This is a genomic window from Streptomyces sp. DSM 15324 (genome assembly GCF_001514285.1).
In the GTDB taxonomy this organism is placed as follows: Bacteria; Actinomycetota; Actinomycetes; order Streptomycetales; family Streptomycetaceae; genus Streptomyces.
The window spans coordinates 221,282-243,092 of record NZ_KQ949024.1 but is presented as its reverse complement, the minus strand read 5'-3'; the positions used below and the strand labels follow the sequence as shown (position 1 = coordinate 243,092).

25 protein-coding genes and 3 pseudogenes are annotated in these 21,811 nt (G+C 70.1%); 13 read left to right on the top strand and 15 right to left on the bottom strand.

The genetic code is table 11. The annotated features are described in order from the left end of the window. Positions 1–137 precede the first annotated feature (137 nt). The 3 genes and pseudogenes from AQJ58_RS44270 to AQJ58_RS07330 form a co-directional block, all read right to left on the bottom strand. Positions 138–563: a transposase gene (locus AQJ58_RS44270; protein ID WP_234359981.1), complete on the bottom strand. Its 426-nt coding sequence runs from the start codon at positions 561–563 to the stop codon at positions 138–140. A gap of 232 nt (positions 564–795) precedes the next feature. Beyond that, positions 796–1,146, bottom strand: a pseudogene (locus AQJ58_RS44265) (helix-turn-helix domain-containing protein); the annotation flags it as partial. A 154-nt stretch (positions 1,147–1,300) separates the two neighbouring features. Beyond that, positions 1,301–1,861, bottom strand: a complete 561-nt coding sequence (locus AQJ58_RS07330) for a TetR/AcrR family transcriptional regulator (RefSeq protein WP_030645405.1) — start codon at positions 1,859–1,861, stop codon at positions 1,301–1,303. Between the two features lie 110 nt (positions 1,862–1,971). On the opposite strand from AQJ58_RS07330, the gene AQJ58_RS07325 reads away from it, so the two are divergent. The 3 genes from AQJ58_RS07325 (at position 1,972) to AQJ58_RS07315 (ending at position 4,773) form a co-directional block, all read left to right on the top strand. Beyond that, complete coding sequence (locus AQJ58_RS07325) at positions 1,972–2,658, top strand: SDR family oxidoreductase (RefSeq protein WP_030645402.1); 687 nt, start codon at positions 1,972–1,974, stop codon at positions 2,656–2,658. A gap of 127 nt (positions 2,659–2,785) precedes the next feature. Next, positions 2,786–3,790 (top strand): NADP-dependent oxidoreductase, encoded by a 1,005-nt coding sequence (locus tag AQJ58_RS07320; RefSeq protein ID WP_067247671.1) that lies wholly within the window; start codon positions 2,786–2,788, stop codon positions 3,788–3,790. 92 nt (positions 3,791–3,882) lie between these two features. Beyond that, a complete protein-coding gene (locus AQJ58_RS07315; protein ID WP_067246296.1) occupies positions 3,883–4,773 on the top strand; it encodes an alpha/beta fold hydrolase in 891 nt (296 codons plus the stop codon). A gap of 632 nt (positions 4,774–5,405) precedes the next feature. On the opposite strand, the gene AQJ58_RS07310 is transcribed toward AQJ58_RS07315, so the two are convergent. Beyond that, on the bottom strand, positions 5,406–6,458 hold the full coding sequence (locus AQJ58_RS07310; protein WP_067246293.1) for a fatty acid desaturase family protein: 1,053 nt from the start codon (positions 6,456–6,458) through the stop codon (positions 5,406–5,408). 248 nt (positions 6,459–6,706) lie between these two features. Here AQJ58_RS07310 and AQJ58_RS07305 point away from each other — a divergent pair, with 248 nt between their 5' ends. From AQJ58_RS07305 to AQJ58_RS07295, 4 genes are all read left to right on the top strand, one after another. Continuing rightward, positions 6,707–7,684, top strand: coding sequence for a magnesium transporter CorA family protein (locus tag AQJ58_RS07305; protein ID WP_067246291.1), 978 nt, complete (start codon positions 6,707–6,709; stop codon positions 7,682–7,684). A 190-nt stretch (positions 7,685–7,874) separates the two neighbouring features. Beyond that, positions 7,875–8,411 (top strand): DUF5994 family protein, encoded by a 537-nt coding sequence (locus AQJ58_RS40495; RefSeq protein WP_079078750.1) that lies wholly within the window; start codon positions 7,875–7,877, stop codon positions 8,409–8,411. A 258-nt stretch (positions 8,412–8,669) separates the two neighbouring features. Further along, entirely contained in the window at positions 8,670–8,942 is a 273-nt protein-coding gene (locus AQJ58_RS07300; protein WP_067247669.1) for a hypothetical protein, read from the top strand. Positions 8,943–9,284: 342 nt separating this feature from the next. Then, entirely contained in the window at positions 9,285–9,710 is a 426-nt protein-coding gene (locus AQJ58_RS07295) for a DUF5994 family protein (protein WP_420712139.1), read from the top strand. A 38-nt stretch (positions 9,711–9,748) separates the two neighbouring features. On the opposite strand, the gene AQJ58_RS07290 is transcribed toward AQJ58_RS07295, so the two are convergent. The 3 genes from AQJ58_RS07290 to AQJ58_RS07280 all read right to left on the bottom strand — a co-directional run bounded on the left by AQJ58_RS07290 (position 9,749) and on the right by AQJ58_RS07280 (position 12,706). Further along, positions 9,749–11,017: an ATP-binding protein gene (locus tag AQJ58_RS07290; protein ID WP_067246288.1), complete on the bottom strand. Its 1,269-nt coding sequence runs from the start codon at positions 11,015–11,017 to the stop codon at positions 9,749–9,751. A 117-nt stretch (positions 11,018–11,134) separates the two neighbouring features. Next, positions 11,135–11,998 carry a slipin family protein gene (locus tag AQJ58_RS07285; RefSeq protein ID WP_067246285.1) on the bottom strand — a complete coding sequence of 288 codons (864 nt, stop codon included), beginning with the start codon at positions 11,996–11,998 and terminating at the stop codon, positions 11,135–11,137. A gap of 123 nt (positions 11,999–12,121) precedes the next feature. Continuing rightward, a complete protein-coding gene (locus tag AQJ58_RS07280) occupies positions 12,122–12,706 on the bottom strand; it encodes a DUF5994 family protein (RefSeq protein WP_234359980.1) in 585 nt (194 codons plus the stop codon). A 391-nt stretch (positions 12,707–13,097) separates the two neighbouring features. On the opposite strand from AQJ58_RS07280, the gene AQJ58_RS07275 reads away from it, so the two are divergent. Continuing rightward, the gene (locus tag AQJ58_RS07275; RefSeq protein WP_067246282.1) at positions 13,098–13,703 is read left to right on the top strand and encodes a DUF5994 family protein; all 606 of its coding nucleotides are present in this window, start codon (positions 13,098–13,100) and stop codon (positions 13,701–13,703) included. A gap of 62 nt (positions 13,704–13,765) precedes the next feature. Here AQJ58_RS07275 and AQJ58_RS07270 read toward each other — a convergent pair whose 3' ends face one another. From AQJ58_RS07270 to AQJ58_RS07250, 7 genes are all read right to left on the bottom strand, one after another. After that, positions 13,766–15,007 carry a PP2C family protein-serine/threonine phosphatase gene (locus tag AQJ58_RS07270; RefSeq protein ID WP_067246279.1) on the bottom strand — a complete coding sequence of 414 codons (1,242 nt, stop codon included), beginning with the start codon at positions 15,005–15,007 and terminating at the stop codon, positions 13,766–13,768. A 350-nt stretch (positions 15,008–15,357) separates the two neighbouring features. Beyond that, positions 15,358–15,513: a DUF6131 family protein gene (locus AQJ58_RS43770; RefSeq protein ID WP_099054839.1), complete on the bottom strand. Its 156-nt coding sequence runs from the start codon at positions 15,511–15,513 to the stop codon at positions 15,358–15,360. An 85-nt stretch (positions 15,514–15,598) separates the two neighbouring features. After that, positions 15,599–16,207 (bottom strand): hypothetical protein, encoded by a 609-nt coding sequence (locus tag AQJ58_RS07265; protein ID WP_067246277.1) that lies wholly within the window; start codon positions 16,205–16,207, stop codon positions 15,599–15,601. A gap of 27 nt (positions 16,208–16,234) precedes the next feature. Next, entirely contained in the window at positions 16,235–16,429 is a 195-nt protein-coding gene (locus AQJ58_RS44260; RefSeq protein WP_234359979.1) for a DUF6286 domain-containing protein, read from the bottom strand. A 545-nt stretch (positions 16,430–16,974) separates the two neighbouring features. Continuing rightward, positions 16,975–17,382: an Asp23/Gls24 family envelope stress response protein gene (locus AQJ58_RS07255; RefSeq protein WP_067246275.1), complete on the bottom strand. Its 408-nt coding sequence runs from the start codon at positions 17,380–17,382 to the stop codon at positions 16,975–16,977. Continuing rightward, a complete protein-coding gene (locus AQJ58_RS43765; protein ID WP_030645371.1) occupies positions 17,379–17,546 on the bottom strand; it encodes a hypothetical protein in 168 nt (55 codons plus the stop codon). The genes AQJ58_RS07255 and AQJ58_RS43765 overlap by 4 nt, the downstream gene beginning before the upstream one ends. A gap of 84 nt (positions 17,547–17,630) precedes the next feature. Further along, entirely contained in the window at positions 17,631–18,134 is a 504-nt protein-coding gene (locus AQJ58_RS07250; RefSeq protein WP_067247666.1) for an Asp23/Gls24 family envelope stress response protein, read from the bottom strand. A gap of 337 nt (positions 18,135–18,471) precedes the next feature. Here AQJ58_RS07250 and AQJ58_RS07245 point away from each other — a divergent pair, with 337 nt between their 5' ends. The 3 genes from AQJ58_RS07245 to AQJ58_RS07235 all read left to right on the top strand — a co-directional run bounded on the left by AQJ58_RS07245 (position 18,472) and on the right by AQJ58_RS07235 (position 19,438). Then, positions 18,472–18,753, top strand: a complete 282-nt coding sequence (locus AQJ58_RS07245; RefSeq protein ID WP_234360017.1) for a hypothetical protein — start codon at positions 18,472–18,474, stop codon at positions 18,751–18,753. Further along, positions 18,750–19,118 (top strand): hypothetical protein, encoded by a 369-nt coding sequence (locus AQJ58_RS07240; RefSeq protein ID WP_234360010.1) that lies wholly within the window; start codon positions 18,750–18,752, stop codon positions 19,116–19,118. Before AQJ58_RS07245 ends, AQJ58_RS07240 begins: the two co-directional genes overlap by 4 nt. Positions 19,119–19,216: 98 nt before the next feature. After that, positions 19,217–19,438 carry a hypothetical protein gene (locus tag AQJ58_RS07235; protein WP_158926425.1) on the top strand — a complete coding sequence of 74 codons (222 nt, stop codon included), beginning with the start codon at positions 19,217–19,219 and terminating at the stop codon, positions 19,436–19,438. A 397-nt stretch (positions 19,439–19,835) separates the two neighbouring features. Here AQJ58_RS07235 and AQJ58_RS07230 read toward each other — a convergent pair whose 3' ends face one another. After that, on the bottom strand, positions 19,836–20,093 hold the full coding sequence (locus tag AQJ58_RS07230) for an ANTAR domain-containing protein (RefSeq protein ID WP_324613739.1): 258 nt from the start codon (positions 20,091–20,093) through the stop codon (positions 19,836–19,838). A 338-nt stretch (positions 20,094–20,431) separates the two neighbouring features. Here AQJ58_RS07230 and AQJ58_RS40485 point away from each other — a divergent pair. Further along, positions 20,432–21,072 (top strand): annotated as a pseudogene (locus AQJ58_RS40485) (nucleotidyltransferase domain-containing protein). 29 nt (positions 21,073–21,101) lie between these two features. After that, positions 21,102–21,791, top strand: a pseudogene (locus AQJ58_RS07220) (transposase); the annotation flags it as partial. Positions 21,792–21,811 lie beyond the last annotated feature (20 nt).

Genomic DNA, 21,811 nt, shown 5'->3' with positions numbered 1-21,811 from the left:
CCGGTCTGAGTAGTCTTCGTCGTAAGTCCTTCGGGGGTTGATCATGCGGCGAGTCGGGGCAAGCATTCTTCTGGGCGATCGGCGGCGTGTCGGTCGAGCCTGGCCAGCAGATCGTCCAGGTCGGAGGTGGTGAACTTTCACTGGAACGGCTGCGCCGTGGCGTTGTAGCGGTCTTCGAAGGCTCGGAGCCGGTTCCCGACTTGGCAAAGGTCGGTGAAGTCGTTGGGCGAGAAGGCCTTGCGCTGTACGGCGGAGAAATAGACCTCGACTTGGTTCAGCCAAGAGGCGCGCACGGGGGTGTGGACCAGTACCGCGTTCGAGAACCCAGTGGTCAGCCGGGCTGTTGCGGCCTTGCCGCGGTGGGAGGAGCCGTTGTCGACGATCCAGAACACGCGTTTCGCGCTGGCGTAGGGTTCTTGGCTCATGACCTGGGTGACCAGGTTCATGAACGGGCCGATGCCGGTGGTCGGCTCGCAGCGGCCGAACACCTTCGCCTGGTGGACGTCGTAGGCGGCCAGGTAGGCCAGTGCTCCGCCGCGCCCGTAGGTGTGGTTGACCCGCACCGCCCTGGCCTGCCCGGGGGCGAGGGGTGGGGTGACAGCGGCAGCGGGCCTGGATGGAGGTCTTCTCGTCCGCGCTGATCACATACTCGTCCGCGCCGAGCGGCTCGCCGTCCCAGGCGCGGGTGTACAGGGCAAGGACACGGGCTGCCTTGAGCCGGAAGCCGGGGTCGCTGATGAAGATCCAGGACCGGTGTTGCCAGGGTTTGGTCGCGTCCTGGACGAGCCAGCGTCGCACTGTGGAAGCGGAGATTGTGTCGACGATGGCGCGGGCGATGACCTCGCGGGCCAGCTCCGAGGCCGACCGGCGGGACAGTGGCGTGCCGCTCTCCGCGGGCAGTTGACAGGCCAGCGCCTTGACCTTGGCCCTCTGTAACGGGGCGAAGGAAGCGGGACGCCCGGAACGCTTGCGGTCGGACAGGGCGGGCAGCCGGTTCCCGGCGAAACGGTCGCGCCAGGTGCGGACGGTCTCCACCTGCAGCCCGGTCTCGCGGGCGATGCGCGCGTTGGAGCGGCCCCGAGCCGCGTACAAGACGACCTGGGCGCGCTGGCGCAGCCGGTGCTCTGTCTTGTGGCCGTAGGCCATCTTCTTCAGCCGCTCACGCTCGGAGGCCGTCAGGACGATCGGGCATGCGGCGGTGCGATGCAACGCGGGAGAGCCGTGCACGAGAAGTGGATGGCGACGGGGTGCAAAGAAGCGCGCCCTTCCTGCGGCGTGCCGCCCTGCACCGTCTCTGTGGTCAGTTGGTGCCGATCAGTGCCGTGCGTGCGGCGGTGAGGATCTCGTCGGAGAGCGGGGTGCCGTTGGTGGCTCGGGACAGGACGAGTGCGCCGAGCATGGTGCACAGCCGGGTGATGCCGTCCTGGTCCTCGGTGGCGAGGAAGTCGGCGAAGTCGCCCACCCCCTGGCTGTAGACGCGGTGGGCCTCGGTCTCTCCGCCGTCGCGGGCCATGTCGGTGGCGAGTGCGGCGGCGGGGCAGCCGTCAGCCGGGCTGTCGCGGTGTTCGACGGAGAGGTAGGCGTCGATCAGCGCCCGCTGGGCGGCGTCGCGCTGCCCGGCGTACTGATCGAGCCCGTCCTTGTGGTGCTGGGCGAGTTCGGCGAACGCGTGGGCGGTGGCTTCGTCGATGAGGGCCTCCTTGGAGGCGAACTGCTTGTAGAAGCCGCCGTGGGTCAGGCCGGCCGACTTCATGAGGTCGGCGACGCTCAGGCGGGTGCCCTCTTCCCGAAGCAGCCGAGAGGCGGTCTCCACGACCCGTCGGCGGTTCTCCTGTGCCTGTGCCTGCGATACGCGGCCCATCGGTCACCCCTCCCAGTTGGATGTCGAGCGAAATCTATTCTAGGCTGAGATTTAGATGACGGATGCAATCTATCGTGCGGTCGTCGCCGCGCTCAACGCTGGGAGTGCTCATGGAACTGAAGGACGCGGTCGCGGTGGTCACCGGCGCCAACCGGGGGCTCGGGCGGCATCTGGCCGCCCAGCTCATGGCGCGCGGGGCCAAGGTGTACGCGGCGGCCCGCCGCCCCGAGACGGTGGACCTGCCCGGGGCCGTCCCGCTGCGGCTCGACCTGACGGACGCGGAGTCGATCCGGGAGGCGGCCCGCACCGCCTCTGACGCGACGCTGCTGGTGAACAACGCCGGCATCTCCACCGGCACGCCGCTGATCGCGGGCGGCTTGGAAGCGGTGCGCCTGGAGATGGAGGTGAACTTCTTCGGCCCGCTCGCCGTGACCCGGGCCTTCGCCCCGGTCATCGAGTCCAACGGTGGCGGCGCCGTGCTCAACGTGCTGTCCGTCCTGTCCTGGCTGCACCCGGCCGGCCTCGGCTCCTACGCCGCGGCGAAGGCCGCCGCCTGGGCGCTGACCGGTGCGGTCCGGGAGGAGCTGGTGCCCCGCGGCATCGCCGTGACGGCGCTGCACGTCGGATACATGGACACCGACATGGCCGCCAGCGTTCCCGCGGAGCAGAAGGCCGACCCGGCCGAGGTCGCCGCCCAGGCTCTGTCAGGCATCGAGACGGGCCTGCCCGAGGTCCTCGCCGACGACGTCACCCGGCACGTGAAGCAGGGCCTGGCCGCTGCGCCGAATGCGGGGTGAGGCGCCCCCGCCGCATCGGCGCGGAGCCCTCTGAACCAGCAGTGCAGACAAGAAAGTACCTCGTACCGGGGCAAGCCTGGAGCGAGCGGAGACCCCGTCCCCCTGCGGGCGGAAAACGGAGATGATGATGAAGGCGTACCTGATCGAGAAGTACGGTGACCAGTCCGCGGTGCGCGCCGCCGAGCTGCCCGATCCGAAGCCGGGCGCCGACGACGTGCTGGTCAAGATCCACGCGGCGAGCGTCAACCCGCTGGACTTCAAGATCCGCGACGGTGCCTTCAAGCGGATCCTCCCGTACCGCCTGCCTCTCATCCTGGGCAACGATCTCGCTGGAGTGGTGGTCAAGGTCGGCTCGGCCGTCACCCGCTTCGCGGTGGGCGACGAGGTCTACGCGCGGCCCGACAAGGACCGCATCGGCACCTTCGCCGAACTCATCGCCGTCCACCAGGACGACCTGGCCCACAAGCCGGCCACCCTCACCATGGCGGAGGCCGCCTCCCTTCCCCTGGTCGCCCTCACCTCATGGCAGGCGCTGGTCGAGAAGGCACGGGTCCGGCCGGGCCAGAAGGTCCTCATCCACGCGGGCTCCGGCGGGGTGGGCGCCATCGCCCTCCAACTGGCCAGGCACCTGGGCGCACACGTGGCCACTACCGCGAGCGCGGCCAATACCGCCCTGTCCAAGGAGCTCGGCGCGGACGTCGTCATCGACTACCGCACCCAGGACTTCGAGGACGTCCTGGACGGCTACGACGTCGTCCTGGACACCCTCGGCGGCAAGACCCTGGAGAAGTCCCTGCGCATCCTCAAGCCCGGTGGGAAGGTCATCAGCATCGCCGGGCCCCCCGACGCGGACTTCGCCCGCGAGCTGGGCGCGAACCCGGTCCTGCGCCAGGCGATGAACGCGCTGAGCTTCACGACCCGGCGCCACGCCAAGCGCCAGGGCGTGACGTACTCCTTCCTGTTCATGAAGGCCGACGGCGAGCAGCTGCGCGAGATCACCCGGCTCGTCGACGCCGGGAAGATCCGCCCCGTCGTCGACTGTGTCTTCCCCTTCGAGCAGGGCCGCGAAGCCATGGAGTACGCCGAGAAGGGACGCGCCAAGGCCGGCAAGGTCGTCATCGCGACGGTGTGAGCACCAGCCCCCGCCGCTCCATCGCCAGGCCCCGGGCGGCGAGAGGATCCCACACCCCACCACCCCTACCCTCCACACCCCAGGAACCGATCATGAGCGCACCGCGCAGGTCCCCCACCCCCAGGCCCGCCCCGTCGACGTACAAAGATGCACCGACCCGTTCGGTGTCCGTGCGCGGCGTCGACTTCGTCTACCGCCAGCTCGGCTCGGAAGGAGACGGCGTACCACTGATCCTGCTCCACCACCTGACCGCTGTCCTGGACAACTGGGACCCCCGCGTCGTCGACGGACTCGCCGCTAGGCGCCAGGTGATCGCCTTCGACAACCGCGGAGTCGGCGCGTCGGGCGGCTCCACCCCCGACACCATCGAAGCGATGGCCCGCGACGCAGTGCTGTTCATCCGAGCCCTGGGCTTCGAGCAGGTCGACCTGCTCGGCCTGTCGATGGGCGGCTTCATCGCCCAGGTCATCGCAGCCGAGGAACCGCAGCTGGTGCGCAGGGTCGTCCTCGCGGGCACCGGCCCCGCCGGAGGCCCGGGCATCGATAAGGTCACCGCACTGACCCTCCAGGACATCCTGAAGGGCTTCCTGACCCGCAAGGACCCCAAGCAGTTCCTCTTCTTCACCGACACCGAACACGGCCGACGCGAAGCACGCGCCTTCCTCAAACGGCTGAAGGAACGCACCAGCGACCGCGACAGGGCCATCTCACTGACGTCGTTCCGCGCCCAGCTCAAGGCCATCCACCGATGGGGCCTGCAGGCGCCCGCGGACCTGTCGCGCATCCACCAGCCAGTGCTGGTGGCCAACGGCGAGAGCGACCGGATGGTGCCGAGCGAGAACACTCTCGACCTCGCCGCACGCCTGCCCCGGAGCGAACTCGTCCCCCTCTACCCGGACGCCGGACACGGCGGGATCTTCCAGTTCCACAACGAGTTCGTGGCCAGAGCCCTCGCATTCCTCGAAGCACAGCCCGTCGCCTGACTCCTGACGCCACATCCCTCCGCCGCCTCGGCCCCAGGCGCGCCCGGGACAAGGCGGGCCCGGGCGAGCCAGCCTCCCCCGATCAGACGCCTCCTGTACGCCGGCATTCCCATCGGCACCCGAGAATGCCCTCGGCATCGCATGCCAGATCCGCCCCGTCACCTGGCCCACAAGCCCGCCGACGCCCAGCCGCGAAGTCAACCCCCGAAAGACTTACGACGCAGACCACTGAGTCGTACTGCCCAGAAGTACGCTGGAGTTACCGAGGACCCTTCGAACACCGGCCTTCATGTCTGTGTAGTTCTCGGTGATCCAATACGCCGGGCCGGTTCCGGTCCGCCCGAGGCAGGGTTCGCGTCATGACTGCGACCATCTCCCGCCCGGCTTCACCCGAAGGCGGGCTCGCCCCGTCCTTCGCCTCACGCTCGCTCCCACCGGTTCCGCACCGGCCCTGCTGCACCGCCTGGTGGCCGCGCTCGCGCGACCGCGTTAGCAGCCACCTCAAGGGGAGCCGTGAGGCGGCGCAGCCCCGCCGGGAAGCCGACGGGGCTGTTCCGGCAGTTGCGTTTCACCGGATCACTGCAGCCGGGCACCGGGACAGGGCTCTGGAGTACGCCGCCGGCGCCGGTGCGTCATGCTGGGGCGCTGCCGATACGGGCTCGCCGCAGTGGCGCTCCTGCTCGGTGGAGGCTGGCGAGTGCTTGCCGGTAGGAGGCGATCAGTCCGGTTTCCAGGTAGTCGACTCCCAGGCCCTGGCAGTAGCGGCGGACGATGGGCCGGGCCCTGCGCAGGTGGGGGCTGGGCATGCTGGGGAACAGGTGGTGTTCGATCTGGTGGTTCAGGCCGCCCAGGGCGAGGTCGGTGAACCAGCTGCCGCGTACGTTGCGTGCGGTGAGGACCTGCCGGCGCAGGAAGTCGGGGCGGTCGTTGCCGGTCAGGGTCGGCATGCCCTTGTGGTTGGGGGCGAAGAGGCAGCCGAGGTAGAGGCCGAACAGGCCCTGGTTGACGGCCAGGAACGCGATCGCCATGCCGGGTGGGAGGACGAGGAACACTGCGGTCAGGTAGGCGGCGGTGTGCCCGTAGAGCAGCGTGCCGTCCAGGGCGCGGTTCTTCAGGGCGCGGTTGCCCAGTGCTCGCGCGCTGGAGACATGAAGGTTGACCCCTTCGAGCAGGAGCAGGGGAAAGAAGAGGAACGCCTGCCGACGGCCGATGATCCTCGGCAGTCCGGTCGCGGCGCGGGCCTGGTCCTGGGACCACACGAGCAGGTCGGGGGCGATGTCGGGGTCGAGGTCCTCGTGGTTGGGGTTGGCGTGGTGGCGGGTGTGTTTGTCCTGCCACCATCCGTAGCCCATCCCGATCGCGGCCCCGGCGATGCGGCCGGCCGTCTCGCTGGGCCGGCGCCGGCGGAAGACCTGGCGGTGCGCGACGTCGTGGGCGAGCAGAGCCACCTGCCCGAACATCACGGCGAGGAACGCGGCGAGCGCCAGGGTCCACCACCCGGCGCCGATGACGACGAACGCGCTCCAGCCCCCGGCGTAGGCGACGGCCACGGCGATGGAGCGGACGGTGTAGTAGCCGGGGCGCCGGTTCATCAGGCCGGCCTCGGCGATCTTCTTGGACAGGCGGGCGAAATCACTGCCACCTGCGGGGGGAGGCGGGCGACGGCGCGGGGTATGCGTGGTCATGGTCTCGGAGTGTCCTTCCCGGCTGACGGGCCGCATCCGGTCGTGCGGTGTACGCCGGATGCGATGCGGTAGCCGGGTACCCACATCCCTGCCTTCGGACCGGCACCCGATGCTCGTCGGTCGGAGCTCCGGATGTCGCGGGCTTTGACGTAAGGCCCCCACGGAGGGTGGCTGCTGTCGATGAACCTGCCGCGCTGGCAATCGGGGCGAAGCGGCATGACAGGGGTATAAGACACTAGCCTCGGGCCATGGTGACGCGTACCCGGCTGTATCACGACGGCACTCTGGTCCTGGAGGGCTTTCCCGTCAGTGACGTCTCTGCGCATCTCGCTGATCCGGCGTCGGTCCTGTGGCTGGACCTGCACCGGCCCGGAGCCGCTGAACTCACCATGCTCGGTCAGGAGTTCGGCATCCACGAACTGGCTCTGGAGGATGCCGCTCACCATGGACAGCGGCCGAAACTCGACCGCTATCGCACCCACGAGTTCCTCAGCGCCTACGCCGTGACCGTCAGCCCGGACGGTGCGCAACTGACGTACAGCGAGATCGCCGTATTCCTCACCAGCCAGGCCATGATCACAGTCCGCAAGGACGACGGCCTCGACATCGAGGACGTCGTCGCCCGCTGGGACGAGAGCCCGGACCTGGCCGGCCATGGCGTCGGATTCCTGCTGCACGGTCTGCTCGACCATCTCGTGGACGGACACTTCGCCGCGGTCCAGCAGTTGGACGACAGCATCGAGGACGTGGAGGGTCTGCTCTTCGCGGCCGGGCGCCGTGAGATCGAAGCCGTGCAGCGCCGCGTTTTCGCACTGCGTAAGTCGCTCGTCCAGCTGCGCCGCGTCGTGCTCCCGATGCGTGAGGTGGTCAACACCCTCATGCGCCCCGGCCTGCACCTGATCAACGACCCTCTCGCCCCGTACTACCAGGACGTCTACGACCACGTGCTGCGTGCCACCGAGTGGACGGAATCGCTGCGGGACCTGGTGGCCTCGGTCATGGAGACGAACCTCTCGGTCCAGGCCAATCGCATGAACCTGATCATGAAGAAGGTGACGAGCTGGGCCGCGATCATCGCCGTACCCACCGCGATCACCGGCTACTACGGCCAGAACCTCCCCTATCCCGGTTTCGGCCGCGAGTCGGGATTCATCACCTCCGCCGCAGTCATCGTGCTCCTGTCCGCATTGCTGTATCTGACGTTCAAGCGCAAGGACTGGCTCTGACCGGCATCGGCACCGGCGACCAGGTCCCGAAGGCAGGAAACTGCCTGGTCATCCCGGGCTTTTCGGACCGGTGAGCGGAGTAGTGTTGAAGACACCGGGAGTTCTTCGCGCACCGGCTCCGCTGTGGGTGCCGTTCCCGGTGATCGACAGCGCCGGGCCGCACCCACGAGCCCGGAGACAGGTTCGCGCCATGGCCGTGACCATTGACCGTACGACATCGAGCAGGCGCGCGCCGCCCCATCCGGCCCGGCTGTCCCTCACGCCCGCGCCGGGCGGGTTGGACGGTATGTGGTGGCCTCGCTCCCGTGCCTTCACCCGTGAGCTGCCGTCGTTGACGGCCGCATTGGGCGATCTCTGGGGTCGTATCACGGGTGTCACCGTGCACCCGGCCTACTGGCCCGTCCTGCCGCACTGGGTGTCCTACGCCGGGCGCACCGTGCAGGTGGGCTGGTCCACCGAGGAGCAGGATCCCCACAGACTCACTCTTCTCTCCGCTGACGGCCGCCGGGACGTGCTGGTGATTCCGCCGGAAACCGGTGCGGATGTTGCCGCGCAGCTGATGGCCGGCGACGGCGTCGATGCCTCGGCCCGGGAGCAAGCAGCAGACAGGATCGATGCACGAAACAGGGAAGAAGCCTGGGAGGCCGACGGCGGAGCAGGTCGACCGTCGTCCCGGCCCCGGCCCATCGGCTCGGCAGGGCCTTCGCCCGCCGGTCGGCGGAGGTGAGATCCCATGCTCGTCATCGCCGTGGCCGTGCTGCTCGTCCTGATCGCCGTCGGAGTCGTTCTGATCCACCGGCTCAACGGCCAGCACGCCGAACGGATCGCTGCCTTCCACTACAGCGATGTTCTGCCGGGGATCGGGCGTCGGCCCCGGAGACACCGTCGGTCGGTGGACGCGACCGTTCCGACGCGCCCCACCGCGACGGCGACCGCGGATGACATCGGCTTCGGCCCGACCGTGGGCAGTAGAGGAAGGCGTGTCATGGCGATGTTGCGGGACCGGAAGACGTACCGCGAGAGGATTATGCAGGCTCTGTACCAGGCCGCCGAGGGCAATCGCCTCCTGGGTGTCGATGGGGCGAAGCTCCGCACGGACCTGGGTATCCCTGAGCAGGACATGGCCGCTGCCTGTATGTACCTGGCAGGTGAAGGCTGGGTCGTCGTGGACTGGGAGAGGGGCAACACGCCCGCGATGATCACGCTGACGCACCAGGGGATCCGGCAGATGGAGACGGAAGAGGAAGGGCGTGGCTGAGCCGCCGCGTCGGCTTCTCGGACCGAAGTGAACCCTCGCAAGGATTGCTTATGGCGGATTAGTCCCTTTGACGTAACCTGGAAAGCGGGTCGGCGCACGCTCACGTGCAATGACCCGGAAGGGCGGCTCCGGCGGGTATACGCCGGAGCCGTTGCCTGTTTCCGCAACCGCGCCTGCGGCGAAGCGCTCGCGGGAGCGTCGTGCGGAGTACCGTGAGGTAGCAGGGTCGTATCGTGGTAGCACGCCGTGCGGTCGCACTGCTCTCTGCGGACGGGCGGACACCATGGCAGGCTCAGACACCCCGACTTCCCCAGGCTCCTGCCGGACGCCGTCCACCGGTCGGTGCACCCCGGGACGGCCCTGCTGCGACTGGAGACCACCCACGCACGCGAGCGAATCCTGGACGGCGCATGGTGGCCGCGGTCCCGGAACATCGGTGCGGAGCTGCCCTCGCTGATCTCCGCGTTGACCGAGCACCTCGGACCCGTCACCCGGGTCGGTCTGGACGGCAGCGCCTGGGACGGACTGCCGACCCGGGTGATGGTCGACGACCGGGTCGTGCACATCGACTCCTTCCCGGTCGGTGACGGCACCATCCTCATCACCCGGGGCGACCGGGACCACTTCTCCCTGATGCTGGTCCCTCCGGACACGTCGCCCGACGCGGCACGCGCCGCGATGGCCAGGGCCGTACGGGCCGACAACGTCACCGAGGCCAGGCAGATCCTCATCGATACGGGCAGCGACACGCCACCTACGCCGGCCTGACACGTCCGTCGCAGATCGACTCTCCACCGGCCTGGACGCTAGATGCGGGCGAACTCCTCCGTCTGCTGGGCGAATTCCCGGGCCATGGCAGCGCTGACCGTGGGCTTGGTGTCGCGGATCATGTCCAGGTAGTCGTCGGTGGTGGGGGTGGTCCGGGTTCCGGTGTCGAAGGTGCGCTCGAACTGGGCCTGGGAGACGGTACGCGCCGCGTGGGCGATGTCGGCGGGGGTGAACCCCTCGCTGGCGGAAGCGAGTGCCGTGCTGTCGGCCCGCGCGTCCGCTCGGGCCAGGTAGCTCTCCCACAGCGCGGTCCTGGCGGTGTGGTCGGGAGGGCCGATCGGCAGCACGTAGTCGAAGCGGCCGTGCCGCAGGAACGCGGAGTCGAGCGTGGTCACGTTGTTCGTGGCACAGACGAGCAGCCGCCCGTCCTGGCTTCGGAACCGGACGATCGCTTTGAGTAGTTCGTTGACGACGCCGACAGCGGTCGCGTCCGCGCCGCCGCGTTCGCCGGCGACCTCCTCGACCTCGTCGATGAAGACGAGGACGTGGTCGAGCCGGGCGATCTCGTCGAAGCGCCGGTTCAGCCCGGTCGCCAGGCCGTACTCGGCGGCCAGACGGGCGGGGAACAGTTCGAGGAAGGGCCATCCCAGGCGGCCGGCGATCGCGTGCGCGAACGTGCTCTTGCCGGTCCCGGGCGGGCCGAACAGCATCACCGCCCGTGGCGGTTCCACTCCGTGCTGGGCGGCCAGTTCGGGATGGGCCAGCGGCAGGACCAGGCGCCGCTCGATGAGCCGCTTCTCCCGTTGCATCCCCGCGACCTTCTGCCACAGTCCCCCCGGTGGCAGCTCCGCTCCGAGCGAGGACAGTGTGCCGGCCGACTGCGGGGTCACCGGTCCGCGTTTCTCGAAGAAGACCAGCCCGGGGCGGGCGCCGAAGTCGCAGTTGCGCAGGGCGGTGGCACCGGTCTCGCCCTCGGGCAGGGCGGCGTGCACCGCGCGGACGCCGGCGGCGAAGAGCCGTTGCTCAAGGGCGGTGATCAGGGCACTGCCCAGCCCGCGCTGCCGCCAGCTCGGCGCCATGCAGATGCGCAGGATCCATGCCCGTTCGCCCTCTAGCCTGCTCACCGCGGCGCCGATCAGCACGTCGTCGGCCGTGGCCACCACAGCCGGGTGGCGGGTCTGGAGAGCCGTCACGGCGTCCGAGAGCGGGAAGAGCGGCGGCTCCTCGGTCGTGCCGCTCTGCATGTCGACACGGATCACCGCTTCGAGATCGTCCTCGGTGTAGTCCCTGACCCGCCAACCCGTCATGATCAGCTCCGCGTGTTCGGCCGTACCCCCATCATCAGCCGGTGCCCGGAGGACGCGCGACAGGCGACGGTCACGAATCCTCCCTGGTGCCACGGATCGCTCGGGCCGTAGTCGGCTTCACGCCGCGGTGCCGGGCGCGCTGCCTGCCGGGCTGAGGGACTTGTCGGTGCGGCCGGTGCCGGCCGGTGGCGCTGCCGCGGCGGGCGCGGCGGCAGCGGTTTCCCGGGCGAGGAAGGAGCCGAGCTCGCCGATCGTGCTCATGAGGGGGGCCGGGAAGACGACGGTGGTGTTCTGGTCGACACCGATCTCCACCAGGCTCTGGAGATTGCGCAGTTGAAGCGCCAGGGGGTGGGCCATCATGGTGTCCGAGGCGTCGCCGAGCGCGGCTGCGGCCAGGGACTCGCCCTCCGCGTTGATGATCTTCGCTCGCTTCTCCCGCTCGGCCTCGGCCTGGCGGGCCATGGCGCGCTTCATGGTGTCGGGCAGCTGGATGTCCTTGAGCTCGACCAGCGTGACCTGCACACCCCAGTCGACGGTGGTGACGTCGAGGATCTGGCGGATGTCCAGGTTGATACGGTCCGTCTCCGACAGCGTCTCGTCGAGCGTGTGCCGGCCGACGACCTTCCGCAGGGTGGTCTGGGCGATCTGGTTGATCGCCGCGTTGACGTTCTCCACGGCGACGACCGACTTCACGGCGTCGACGACCCGGAAGTAGGCGACCGCCGACACGTCCACGCTCACGTTGTCCCGGGTGATGATGCCCTGGGACTGGATCGGCATGGTGACGACCCGCAGCGACACCCGGTGCAGGGTGTCGACGAACGGGATGATGAACCGCAGCCCCGGGGAGCGTGTTCCGACGAGTCGGCCGAAGCGGAACAGCACTCCCTTCTCGTACTGCTTGACGACCTTCACGGACAGGGCGAGGGCCAGGACGGCCAGAAGGCCGATCACGACGATGAGAACGATCAGGGCTTGCACGTACTGCTCCTCGGGACGAGGACCACGGGGGCGGGGATCCGCCGGTCGAGACCCCTGCATGTGCCTGCGCCGGTTCGCGAGGCAGGGCCGAAACCCGGGAAGGCACCGGTCGGGGCGGCCGTCTCACATGCCGATGACCAGGCGACTGGCGCGATCCGTCCCTGCCGGAACGGCCGCTGAGGCGGGGCCGTCCTCCCCGTACTTCCCTGCCTCGTCGGGTTCGAGTGGCCGGTCGGCGGCGGAGACGGCGTGCCGGGTCTCGTCCGCGGCCATGAGAGCGCTTGCGGTCAGCGGTGGGCCGTCGTAGTCGGACGCGGCCGCCATCAGGCGGGCCGCCGACTTCGTCTCGGTCTCGGGTGGGATGACCAGCAGGTCCCAGCGGCCGGTGCCGTAGGAGAGCAGCAGCAGCTTGTGCGGGTCGATCTCCGGGGTGAACCATCCGGCCTTGACGACATGACCGCCCACGGGGATCTTGTGCGGGATGACCGGCCAGTACGTCGGGTTGACGGCGATGCGGGTGATGCGGCCCCACAGAGGGTCCAGCGCATCGGTCAGCGCGGGCAGCTCGCTCAGCAGGTCCCGGGAGCGGGGCCACCAGGCACCGTCCAGGAGGCCGCGCGACGGGCCGTCGGTCTTCAGCGCGAGACGCGCGGCCGGGGCTGCGACGGGCTCGTGGTGTGGCAGGGCTTGGTGCAAGGTCGCCGACATGAGCGGACCGGTCTCCGGGCCGCCTTGGCGGCGACCCGGGTTTCGTCTCTCGCCGAGAACGACCCGGCGTGGAAGCCGGTGTGCGAAATGCCCTCGGTGCTGTCCACGGTACTCCGCACACGCCGGGGCGGTTGTGGAGGCGCCGCCGCATTCGGTGAAGCGGCTGTCGATATACCGGCGGCAGTGGGCCGAGGGCGCCGGGGCCCTTCGTATGCCGGCTCCCGGACCGGTCTCACGCCCGACGGCCCGCATGCCCCGGCCCAGCACTCCCCTGGCTCAGTATCCTGGTGATTACCGAGAGCATCTCGTACACCGGCTTCCACGCCGGGTCGTTCTCGGCGATTCATGGCAACCGGGCCGGCCGTGACCGGCCCGGGGTTGGGTCCGCGTCATGACCGCGACCATTCCGTTCACACCCGCAGTCGGAGACCGGGCCCCTTCTTCGTCACCGCTCCGACTCACGCTGGCGCGGGCCGGCGCCCCTCCGGCCCTGATCGACGGTGCCTGGTGGCCCCGTTCGCGCAACCTGACGGAGGAGCTCCCGGCGCTCGTCGAATGTCTCGACCCGCTGTGGGGGCGGATCACCCGGATAGCGGTGAGCCGCACGTTGTGGCCGGTCATCCCGGGTGAAGTGCCCGCGCACGGCCACATGGTGCGCGTCGGCTGGTCCAACGCCGGGCAGGACCCGCACAAGCTGTTGCTGCTGTCCCACACCTTCGGCCGCTGGGACCTGCTGGTGATCCCACCGGAGACCGTCCCGGCCACCGCAGCCCGGCTCATGGCCACGGCCACCGACCCGTCGCGGAGCCTCACGGCGACCGGCCTGATCCATGAGGCCGAACGTTTCCGGGCCGCGGCAGAGGCAGCGGCCGACTCGGACTCGCTCCGGGAGGCGGTCTGGGACTCCGAAGGCGGACACGACGCCCCCCACCCCGCCTCACGCACTCCTGACGGACCGGTCACCCGTCACGTGCCCACCGCGGCAGCAGGAGTGTGAGAGATCGGCGGTGGGGGAAAGGCTGCGTGCCGTCGGCCTTTCCCTGGGGGTGGGAGGCCGGCTCACTCCGGGAGGGCGAGGTCGTCGGTGGCGCTCCCGCGCCATTCGATCAGCAGGAGCGTCGCATCGTCCGTCGTGATCCCGCCCCGCGCCCGTTGCAGCGTGTGGGAGAGGGAGCGCGCCACCGTCCGGATCTGCTGGGCCGTGGGCTCAAGGCGGTTCACCCACCCGATGAGCTGCTCCTCACTGAATTCCTCACCGCCGACATCGCGCTCCTCTATCAGTCCGTCGGTGAAGCACAGGATCCGGTCGCCGGGGATGAGAGCCACTTCACTGATCCGGGGCTCGTGACCGCCGAAGCCGACGGGCAGCGTCGTCGGGCCCTGCAGCCGTCGTACGACACGGTGTCCACGGATCAACAGAGGAGCGGGATGTCCGGCGTTGACCCACTGAAGCCTGCCCGTTGCCGTGTTGAGCCGCATCATCTGAGCGGTCACGAAGTGGTCGGGGCCGAACTGATCGGCGACGGCCCGGTCCATGAACGTATAGATCTCCGACAGGCCGACGCTGATGCGCCGGGCATGCCGGTAGGCTCCGATGACCACCGTGGCCATCGTGGCGGCGTCCAGTCCGTGGCCCATCGCGTCGACCATGGCCACATGCAGGACATCGCCGTTGAGGGCGTAGTCGAAGCTGTCGCCGGCCACGTCGTAGGCGGGTTCCAGCATCCCGGCCAGCTCGACCCGGGGCGTGGACATCGCCAGCGGTGGCAGCAGCGACCACTGGATCTCCGCCGCCACACTCATCGGTTCTCTGCGGCGCAGCCGGAAGAACAGATCGGTGTAACCGTGCTTGGTCACCAGCATGTCGGCCACGAGCGAGGCGAGCCTGCGCAGCAGCCGTCGCTCGTCGTCGTGGACGCGGTCCAGGGTGACGGCCAGGACGCCCACCTGGTCGCCACCGTCCAGCAGGGGCATATAGACCCGTACACCGTCGGCCTGCGAAACCTCGACGGGACGCGCTTCCCGGAAGGCGCGTCCGGCGTCGGAGCCGTCGATCGGCTGCGGTTCCCCGGCCGCCAGCCCGTCGCCCGGCAGGGGGACGAGCCACACCTGGCCGTAGTCCTGCAGGAAGAAAGAGGTCTCGCGGCCGTCGAGCCTGCCGATCTGCCGTGCGACGAGCGGACCGAGCTCGTGCGGCGGCAACTCGTGCCCCTGGTCCAGCAGGACTCCCAGAAACTCCTCCCCGAAGTGCTCCGACCGGGTGGAGCCTTCCGCGGGTCCTTGCCGCTCACCGCCCGTCATCGCCGTGGCCCCGGGGGACGTTCGGGCGGATCCTCACGAAGGTGCTGTGCATACGAACTCCCGACGGAGACTCACCGGCCGACGCGGTGGGGAACTTCCGCCCGGACCGTGGGGGCCGATCCACCGACTCCCCAACGAGTCGGCCGTGCGCTCGTGCGGCGAGGACCGGCACAACGGCCACCGGGCGCCCCGCGTCCGAGCCGCGGCGGCTGGCCGGCACCGGCGGCGGCCTCAGGCGGATCGACCTCTTCGCCGTCGTCGTCCGCCGCCGCGAACATCTTGGTGGGGTCCGCGCCGTCTGCCGGCCTGCCCGCAGCATGGATGACTGCCCTGCAGGGCAGTGATCCCGCCTACCAGTAGTGGCGTCGGCCGGCGACGGCGTGTCCCATCGCGCCGAGGATCCACAGGATGGCTCCGACGACCAGCAGGATGATCCCGATGGTCCACAGGATGGACAGGCCGGTGAGGAAGCCGACGACGAGCAGAATGACGCCCAGGATGATCATGATGTCTCCTTCGGGGGGTGGTGCCGGCGCGCCCGCGAACTGCTATGGGCCGCAAGGGCGTCGGCGGGAACGGCCGATCTCCTCGTTACTCCACACGGTGTGGTCCGTGGCGGCTGACCTGTAGGCGGACCTCGGCGGGCATGTCGATGAGGCCGGTGGACCGACGCGCGGTGCCGATCGGGCCTTCGCACAGGGCACCGAGAGTGGCGCCGGGCGTGCCCTCGGGGGTGAGGGTGAGGTCAATGCGGGTGCGGTGGCGGGCCGGTCGGCCGGTGATGACTACGGCCGCATGGCCTACCCCTGGCAGGGCACCGGCTTCGTTCGCGATCGCTTCGCTGAGTGCGCGGTCGCGCAGTTCGACGCCCTCCTGCGGGGGTGTGCCGCCGACGGGCAGTGAGCCGGGGCGGTGTCGGCTCAGCTGGGCGAGCAGCCACCACAGGGCGAGCAGGGCGGTGAGGACGAGGGCGGCGATGACCGCGGGCCACCACCACCAGCCCTGGCTGCTCCAGCGTGCCCGGTCGGCGGAGCCGAGCAGGACGTCGGCCGGGGTGGTCAGGGGCCAGCCGGCGGGTGGGGCCAGATCGTGCCGCCGGTAGAGGTCGAGCCCGGCGAAGAGGATGAGCAGTCCGCCGCCGAGGAAAACCAGTCCGGCGAGGGCCAGCAGGGTGCGGTTGAGGGCGGATCGCGGCGTCATGGCGGGCTCCGGTGCTCCGGGTTTGTGTCAGCGGGTGCGTCGCCGCGTCCGTACGGCGATGCGGGGAGGACGGGCGAGGGCGAGCCGGTCGCGCTCCTCGTCGAGGACGGCGGTGAGGTCGTCCTTCACCTGTCGGGGGTCTCGGAAGCGGACGTCCGCGCGGGCTTTGATGCGGTGGCGGCCCACCATGACGTGCGCCGCGCCGACTCCGGGGACCCGCATGGCGGCGTCGCGCAGCAGGACGGCGGCGCTGTTTGCGGTCCACGAAGGCCCGCAATCGCGGGCAGCCGGCGGGTGAGCGCAGGGGCAGCCAGCGTCGCTGACCGGGGGTGAGGGCCAGGACGATCAGCCAGACGCCGACGGCGGCGGCCACGGCGGCCCCCGTCAGCATCCACACGTCGTCCACCGGGCGGGTCGCCAGTTCGTCGGCCAGGTGCCGCCGCCAGGCCGCCGCCGGACGTCCCACCCGTACGGCGACGACGTCGACGAGCGCCGCGACCGCGGCCACGAGGATCACCGCGGCGACCATCGCCGCCGTGACGCGGCGCGCGGACCACTTGCGATGTGTTCGGTGTCCTCCTTCGCGCTCACCGGCTGTGAGGTCGGAGGTGGACACGTCGCGTTCGGGAGGGTCGGGCTCCTTCGCCAGGGGCACCGCGGCAGGGTGCGTGGTCGACTCGGAGCCGCGGCCCGGGGGACGTGGACCGGATGTCATCGCGATCGCCCTTCCTGCACGGCGTGCCCGGTGACCCGGGCCGCCCGGCCGCTCACCGGACCCGCCCCCGGCTCGAGTCGGCGGCGGTCACCAGCCGCCGGACGGTGAGGAGGACCTCTCCCACTCGCAGCCCGGTCAGCTGGGCGACCCGTTCGGCGACGTCCCGCTGGATCCGCTCGCAGACACGGGGGATGTCGGTGGGGTAGGGCAGGTCCATGGTCAGATGCAGGCGCACCGATCCGGTGCGGACGGCGGCGGAGGCGTGGGGTGCCGCCGGTCCGCCGCGGTCGGGTGGTACGGCGGCGCGCCGGGACTGGGCCGTGCGTGCGGCCTGGGCGGCGATACGGGCGACCACCCTGTCGGGGATGACGGTGGCGCCCCGCTCGGCCGGGGGCGGCAGCCCGGCGGCCGGCGCCGGCGGGCCCGACCCCTCGCCGGGGGAACCGGGCCGGGTCTTCACCGCTGCCTCCGTGTCCGGAGGTCCAGGTCGCCCTGTACGACGAGGCCGACGATCAGCCCCGCCGCACCGAGGACCAGCACCAGCAGAAAGGCCCAGAAGCCGCCGAAGTAGCCGGCGAAGCCGAGGGCCATGCCGGCCGCGAGTCCCGTCGTTGCTGTGTTCATCTCGCACTCACCCGTCTCGCGAGCGTCCCTCTCGCCGTGATCATCCGCTCGGGCCCGAGGACACGGCGGTGCTCCCGGCAGCGGTCATCTCACGCGGCCCTCGTTCGGTTCGGTCTGTTCCTCGTCGTCGTCGGGCAGGTGGACGTCGTCGACGGCGATGTTCACCTCGACGACCTCCAGGCCCGTCATCCGCTCCACGGCGCTGATGACATTGGTGCGTACGCCGCCCGCGACGTCGACGATGGAGACGCCGTACTCGACGACGACGTCCAGGTCCACCGCGGCCTGCCGTTCCCCGACCTCGACCTTGACGCCGCGGGTGACCGCTCCGCCTCCGCCTCCGCCTGCGCCTGCGCCGGGGACGCGTTCGCGCATGGCGCCGAAGGCGCGGGCCATCCCCGCGCCCAGGCTGTGGATGCCCGGTACCTCGCGGGCGGCCATGCCCGCGATCTTGGCCACCACACCGTCCGCGATGGTGGTCCTGCCCCGTGTCTCGGCCGGAGCCCCGGCCCCGGTGCGGCCCTTGAGCGCGCTCACGTCCGCTTCGGGCCGGCTGCCCCCGCCGACGCTGGTGATGTTGTCCGTCATGGCGGCCGCCTCGATCGGTCGGCCGGACACCGGAATGGTGCCCGTCAAAGGTTGGACATACCGGGCGGCGTGTTCCTCACATGCCCGATGTGTGACATGCATCACAGCTCGGTTCAGGGGTACACGCTTGTTCCGAGCCTGCGTGGGAGCGCCATGATCGAACGCACTGCTTCCCCACGACTGGGATGCGACCTGCCCGACCGCCTGCTGGCCGTACGGGCGGCCGAGGGGGACGAGGACTCCTTCGCCGTTCTCGTCCAGCGGCACAGCCGGTCCCTCCTGGCCCCTGGCCGACCCCGACCGCGACCTGCGGATCGCCGAGAGCGCCGCGGCGAAGGTGCTGAGGCAGGCCGCGGACACGGTCCCCGGTGCCAGGGCCGCGACCTGCTGCCGGCTCGTACCCGAGGGCAACGGCACCGACGTGCGGGTGACCATGACCCTGGCCGCCGCCCTCGACCGCCCGCTGCCCGACCGGGTCCACCAGGTACGCCGAACGGTCCTCCACTCGGCCGGACAGGACCTGGGGCTTACGGTGACAGCCGTCGACATCACCGTGGCCGACGTTCTGGAACCGGGGCCGACCCCAGGTCCCCGCCTCCCGACGGGCGGTGGCGCATGATGACCGCCACCGGCACCACCGCGCTCCTCGGCGTCGCGGCCGAGGCAGCCCTCGCGGTTCCTGGCGTGGCCGCCCTGCAACCCCGCCTCGTCCGGCGCCTCGCGGCAGCCGCCGCGCCCACCCGGGCGGACACCACGCCACCCGAGGCCGGCATACGCGCCGACCGGGCGCCGGACGGGTCGGGATGGCACATCGAGGTGCGCTGCGTCCTGACGGAGGGTCGGCGGGCGCTGGACATCGCCCGAATCGTCCACGACCGGGTGACAGCCGCCCTCGTCACCCACCTCGCCACCCACGGTGCCGCGGAGCCGGTCACCGTCGCGGTCACGGTGACCGGTATCGCCGCCTGGCGCGACGCGGCATGAGCGGCGGCGCGGGCACAGGCCCCACGAACCGTCGTTCGGCAAGCTGGTTTCCCAGGGCGGAAGCGGCCGCGGGGCCACCAGGCGGGCAGGTGGTCGCCATGGACGAGGATGACGCGGACGCGGCGCTGCGAGCGGCGCTCGACCAGCTGGCGTTCGCCACCCGGAGCGCGGCGGCGCTGTCGAGCACGCTGGACGCGGTCGAGGGGCTCAGACGGGTGTGCCGCGTGCTGGTGCCGGGACTGGCCGACTGGTCCGCGGCCGGTCTGGTGGACGAGGACGGCGCCGCCGAGCGGGTCTGTTTGACCCCGACGCGGCCCTGACCGGCCTGACGGGACCGTTGCCGCCGGTGCCGGAGACGGCGACGGGCCCGCTGTCCCGGGTGCTTCGCGGCGCCGGCCCGCTCCTGTTGTCGGCCGGGCGGCTGCCGGCCGCGCAGGAGGCGTCCGATCCGCTGCACACGGCAACCACGCAACCGTTCGCGCGACTCGGGGGAGACTCCGTGATCGTGGGGCCCTTGCGAGCACGCCGGCGAGTGCTCCGGAGCGTGCGTCATCAGCGACCGCCGGTAAGTCTGGCGTGCGACGTTTTGGTCAGATGGGTTCGGGGACGCGTTGAGCGGAGGTCGCGTCGCGTGCGGGTTCGGAAGTGAGCTGGCATTCAACCGTCCGCCCGCCCTGCCGTCCGGCTCGGAACGCGGGCGGCAGAGCTGTGCTGCGTTCAGATGGACCGTGCGGTGGCCAGTGCCTTGTCCAGGGAGGTGCGGATCTCATCGGGCAGCTGTTCGCTGCGTACCCACTCCACGATCAGTTCGGAGACCTGCCGCAGTTTTGTATTGGTGTGCTGTGAGACCTCTCGTAGCAGTTGGAAGCCCTGCTCGGGACGCAGGCCACCGAGGGTGATGACCACACCGATCGCTTGGTCCACCACGGTGTGGGAGACGACGGCCTCCTGCAGCTGACCGATTTCCGTCTGCAACTCGCTGATCTTGTTCAGGAGCGGTGTCCGTGCCGGAACCAAGTGCCCCTCGAGCCGCATCGGGGTGCCGTTCGAAGAGTTCCGGAGCAGCCGCCCTGGCGCCCGCGTACGGCCATCTGGTCGTGTCGGTGCCCGCCAGGCGCAACAAGTCGAAGGCGGAAGCGCACCGGTTCGCAGAATCTCGGCCCTGCGTGGAGGGGAACTCGCGTGTTGGCCGGTGATCTCGGCGATATCGCGGACGGGTTAGAGCATGCACCATGTCCGGCTCCGGGTGCCGCTGGCCTGTTTTATCGATCTTGGCCTGGGGCTCCCTTGGAGACCGCTGATAGATTCCTGCGGTGAGCGAGCAACTGCCCAGCGGCGGGATTGAACTGTCACCCGGCGAGATCGACGCCCTCCACGTCAAGTGGTCGTCTTGCTGGACCCCGAGTGAGGTTGCGCAGCAGTTGGCCGGGATCGGCACGCCCTGGTACGTGGCCGCGGGCTGGGCGCTGGACCTCTTCCGTGGCAGGCAAACGCGCGCTCATGGGGACATCGAGATCGCGATTCCGGCCGCGCGCTTTCCTGAGGTCCGCTACCGCTTCCCCGGATACGTCTTCGACGCGGTAGGCAGTGGCCGGATCTGGGAGGACGCCATACCGGAGGTGCTGGCGCCGTACATCAGACTTGGCTCCGCGATCCGGCCACCGGCAACTACCTGCTCGACGTGTTCCGCGAACCGCACGACGGCGACACCTGGATCTGCCGACGAGATGAGAGGATCCGGCTTCCCTACAGCGACGTCATCCACCGCACCCGAGACGGCATCCCGTATCTGGCGCCCGAACTGGTCCTGCTGTTCAAGGCAAAGCACGCCCGTCGCAAAGATCAATCAGACTTCAACGCGACCGTCCCACACATGTCCCCGGCTCAGCGCGAGACCCTGGCCGAGCTACTCGACCGCGTACACCCGGGGCACCGCTGGATTGCGGATCTGTAGCTGGCTCCCCGAGGAAGCCAGTCTGCGCCGATCTCCTCGGCCAGGGCGTCGGCCTGCTCGACTGCTCCCGCCGCCTCAACCTGGCCCTGAAAACCGTCAAACGCTACGCCCGCATGCCCGAACCCCAGGCCCTGCGCATCGCCCCGCCTACCGGCCCACCCTCGTCGACCCCTACCGCGAGCACCTGCGCCGGCGCCGTGCCAAAGATCCCGCCGTCCCGGTCACCCACCTCCTTGAAGAAATCCGGGAGTTGGGCTACACCGGCAGCGCCAATCTGCTGGTCCGCTACGTCAACCAGGGCCGCGCCGAAGGCGACCGCCCGTCACCACCCCACGTCACGCCAGCCGCCTCCTGCTCACCGATCCCGAAAACCTGCGCCCGAAGGAAACGGCCCTGCTGGAGAAGATCTCTGCGGCCTGCCCGGAGATGACCGCACTCGCCGATCTCGTACGCGGCTTCGCCACCCTGCTGAAACCAGCCGAGGGCAACGACGTGAAACTCATCGGATGGATCACGACCGCCCGGGCCATCGGCCTGCCTCACGTGCGCAGCTTCACCAATGGTCTCGAATCGACCGGGCCGCCGTGAACGCCGGCCTCACCCTGCCCTACCACAACGGCCGCACAGAAGGCGTCAACACCCGCACCAAGAGGATCATGCGACAGATGCACGGACGCGCCGGATTCCACCTCCTCCGCCACCGCATCCTCCTGCCCTGACGGCTACTCCGCGTTACCAT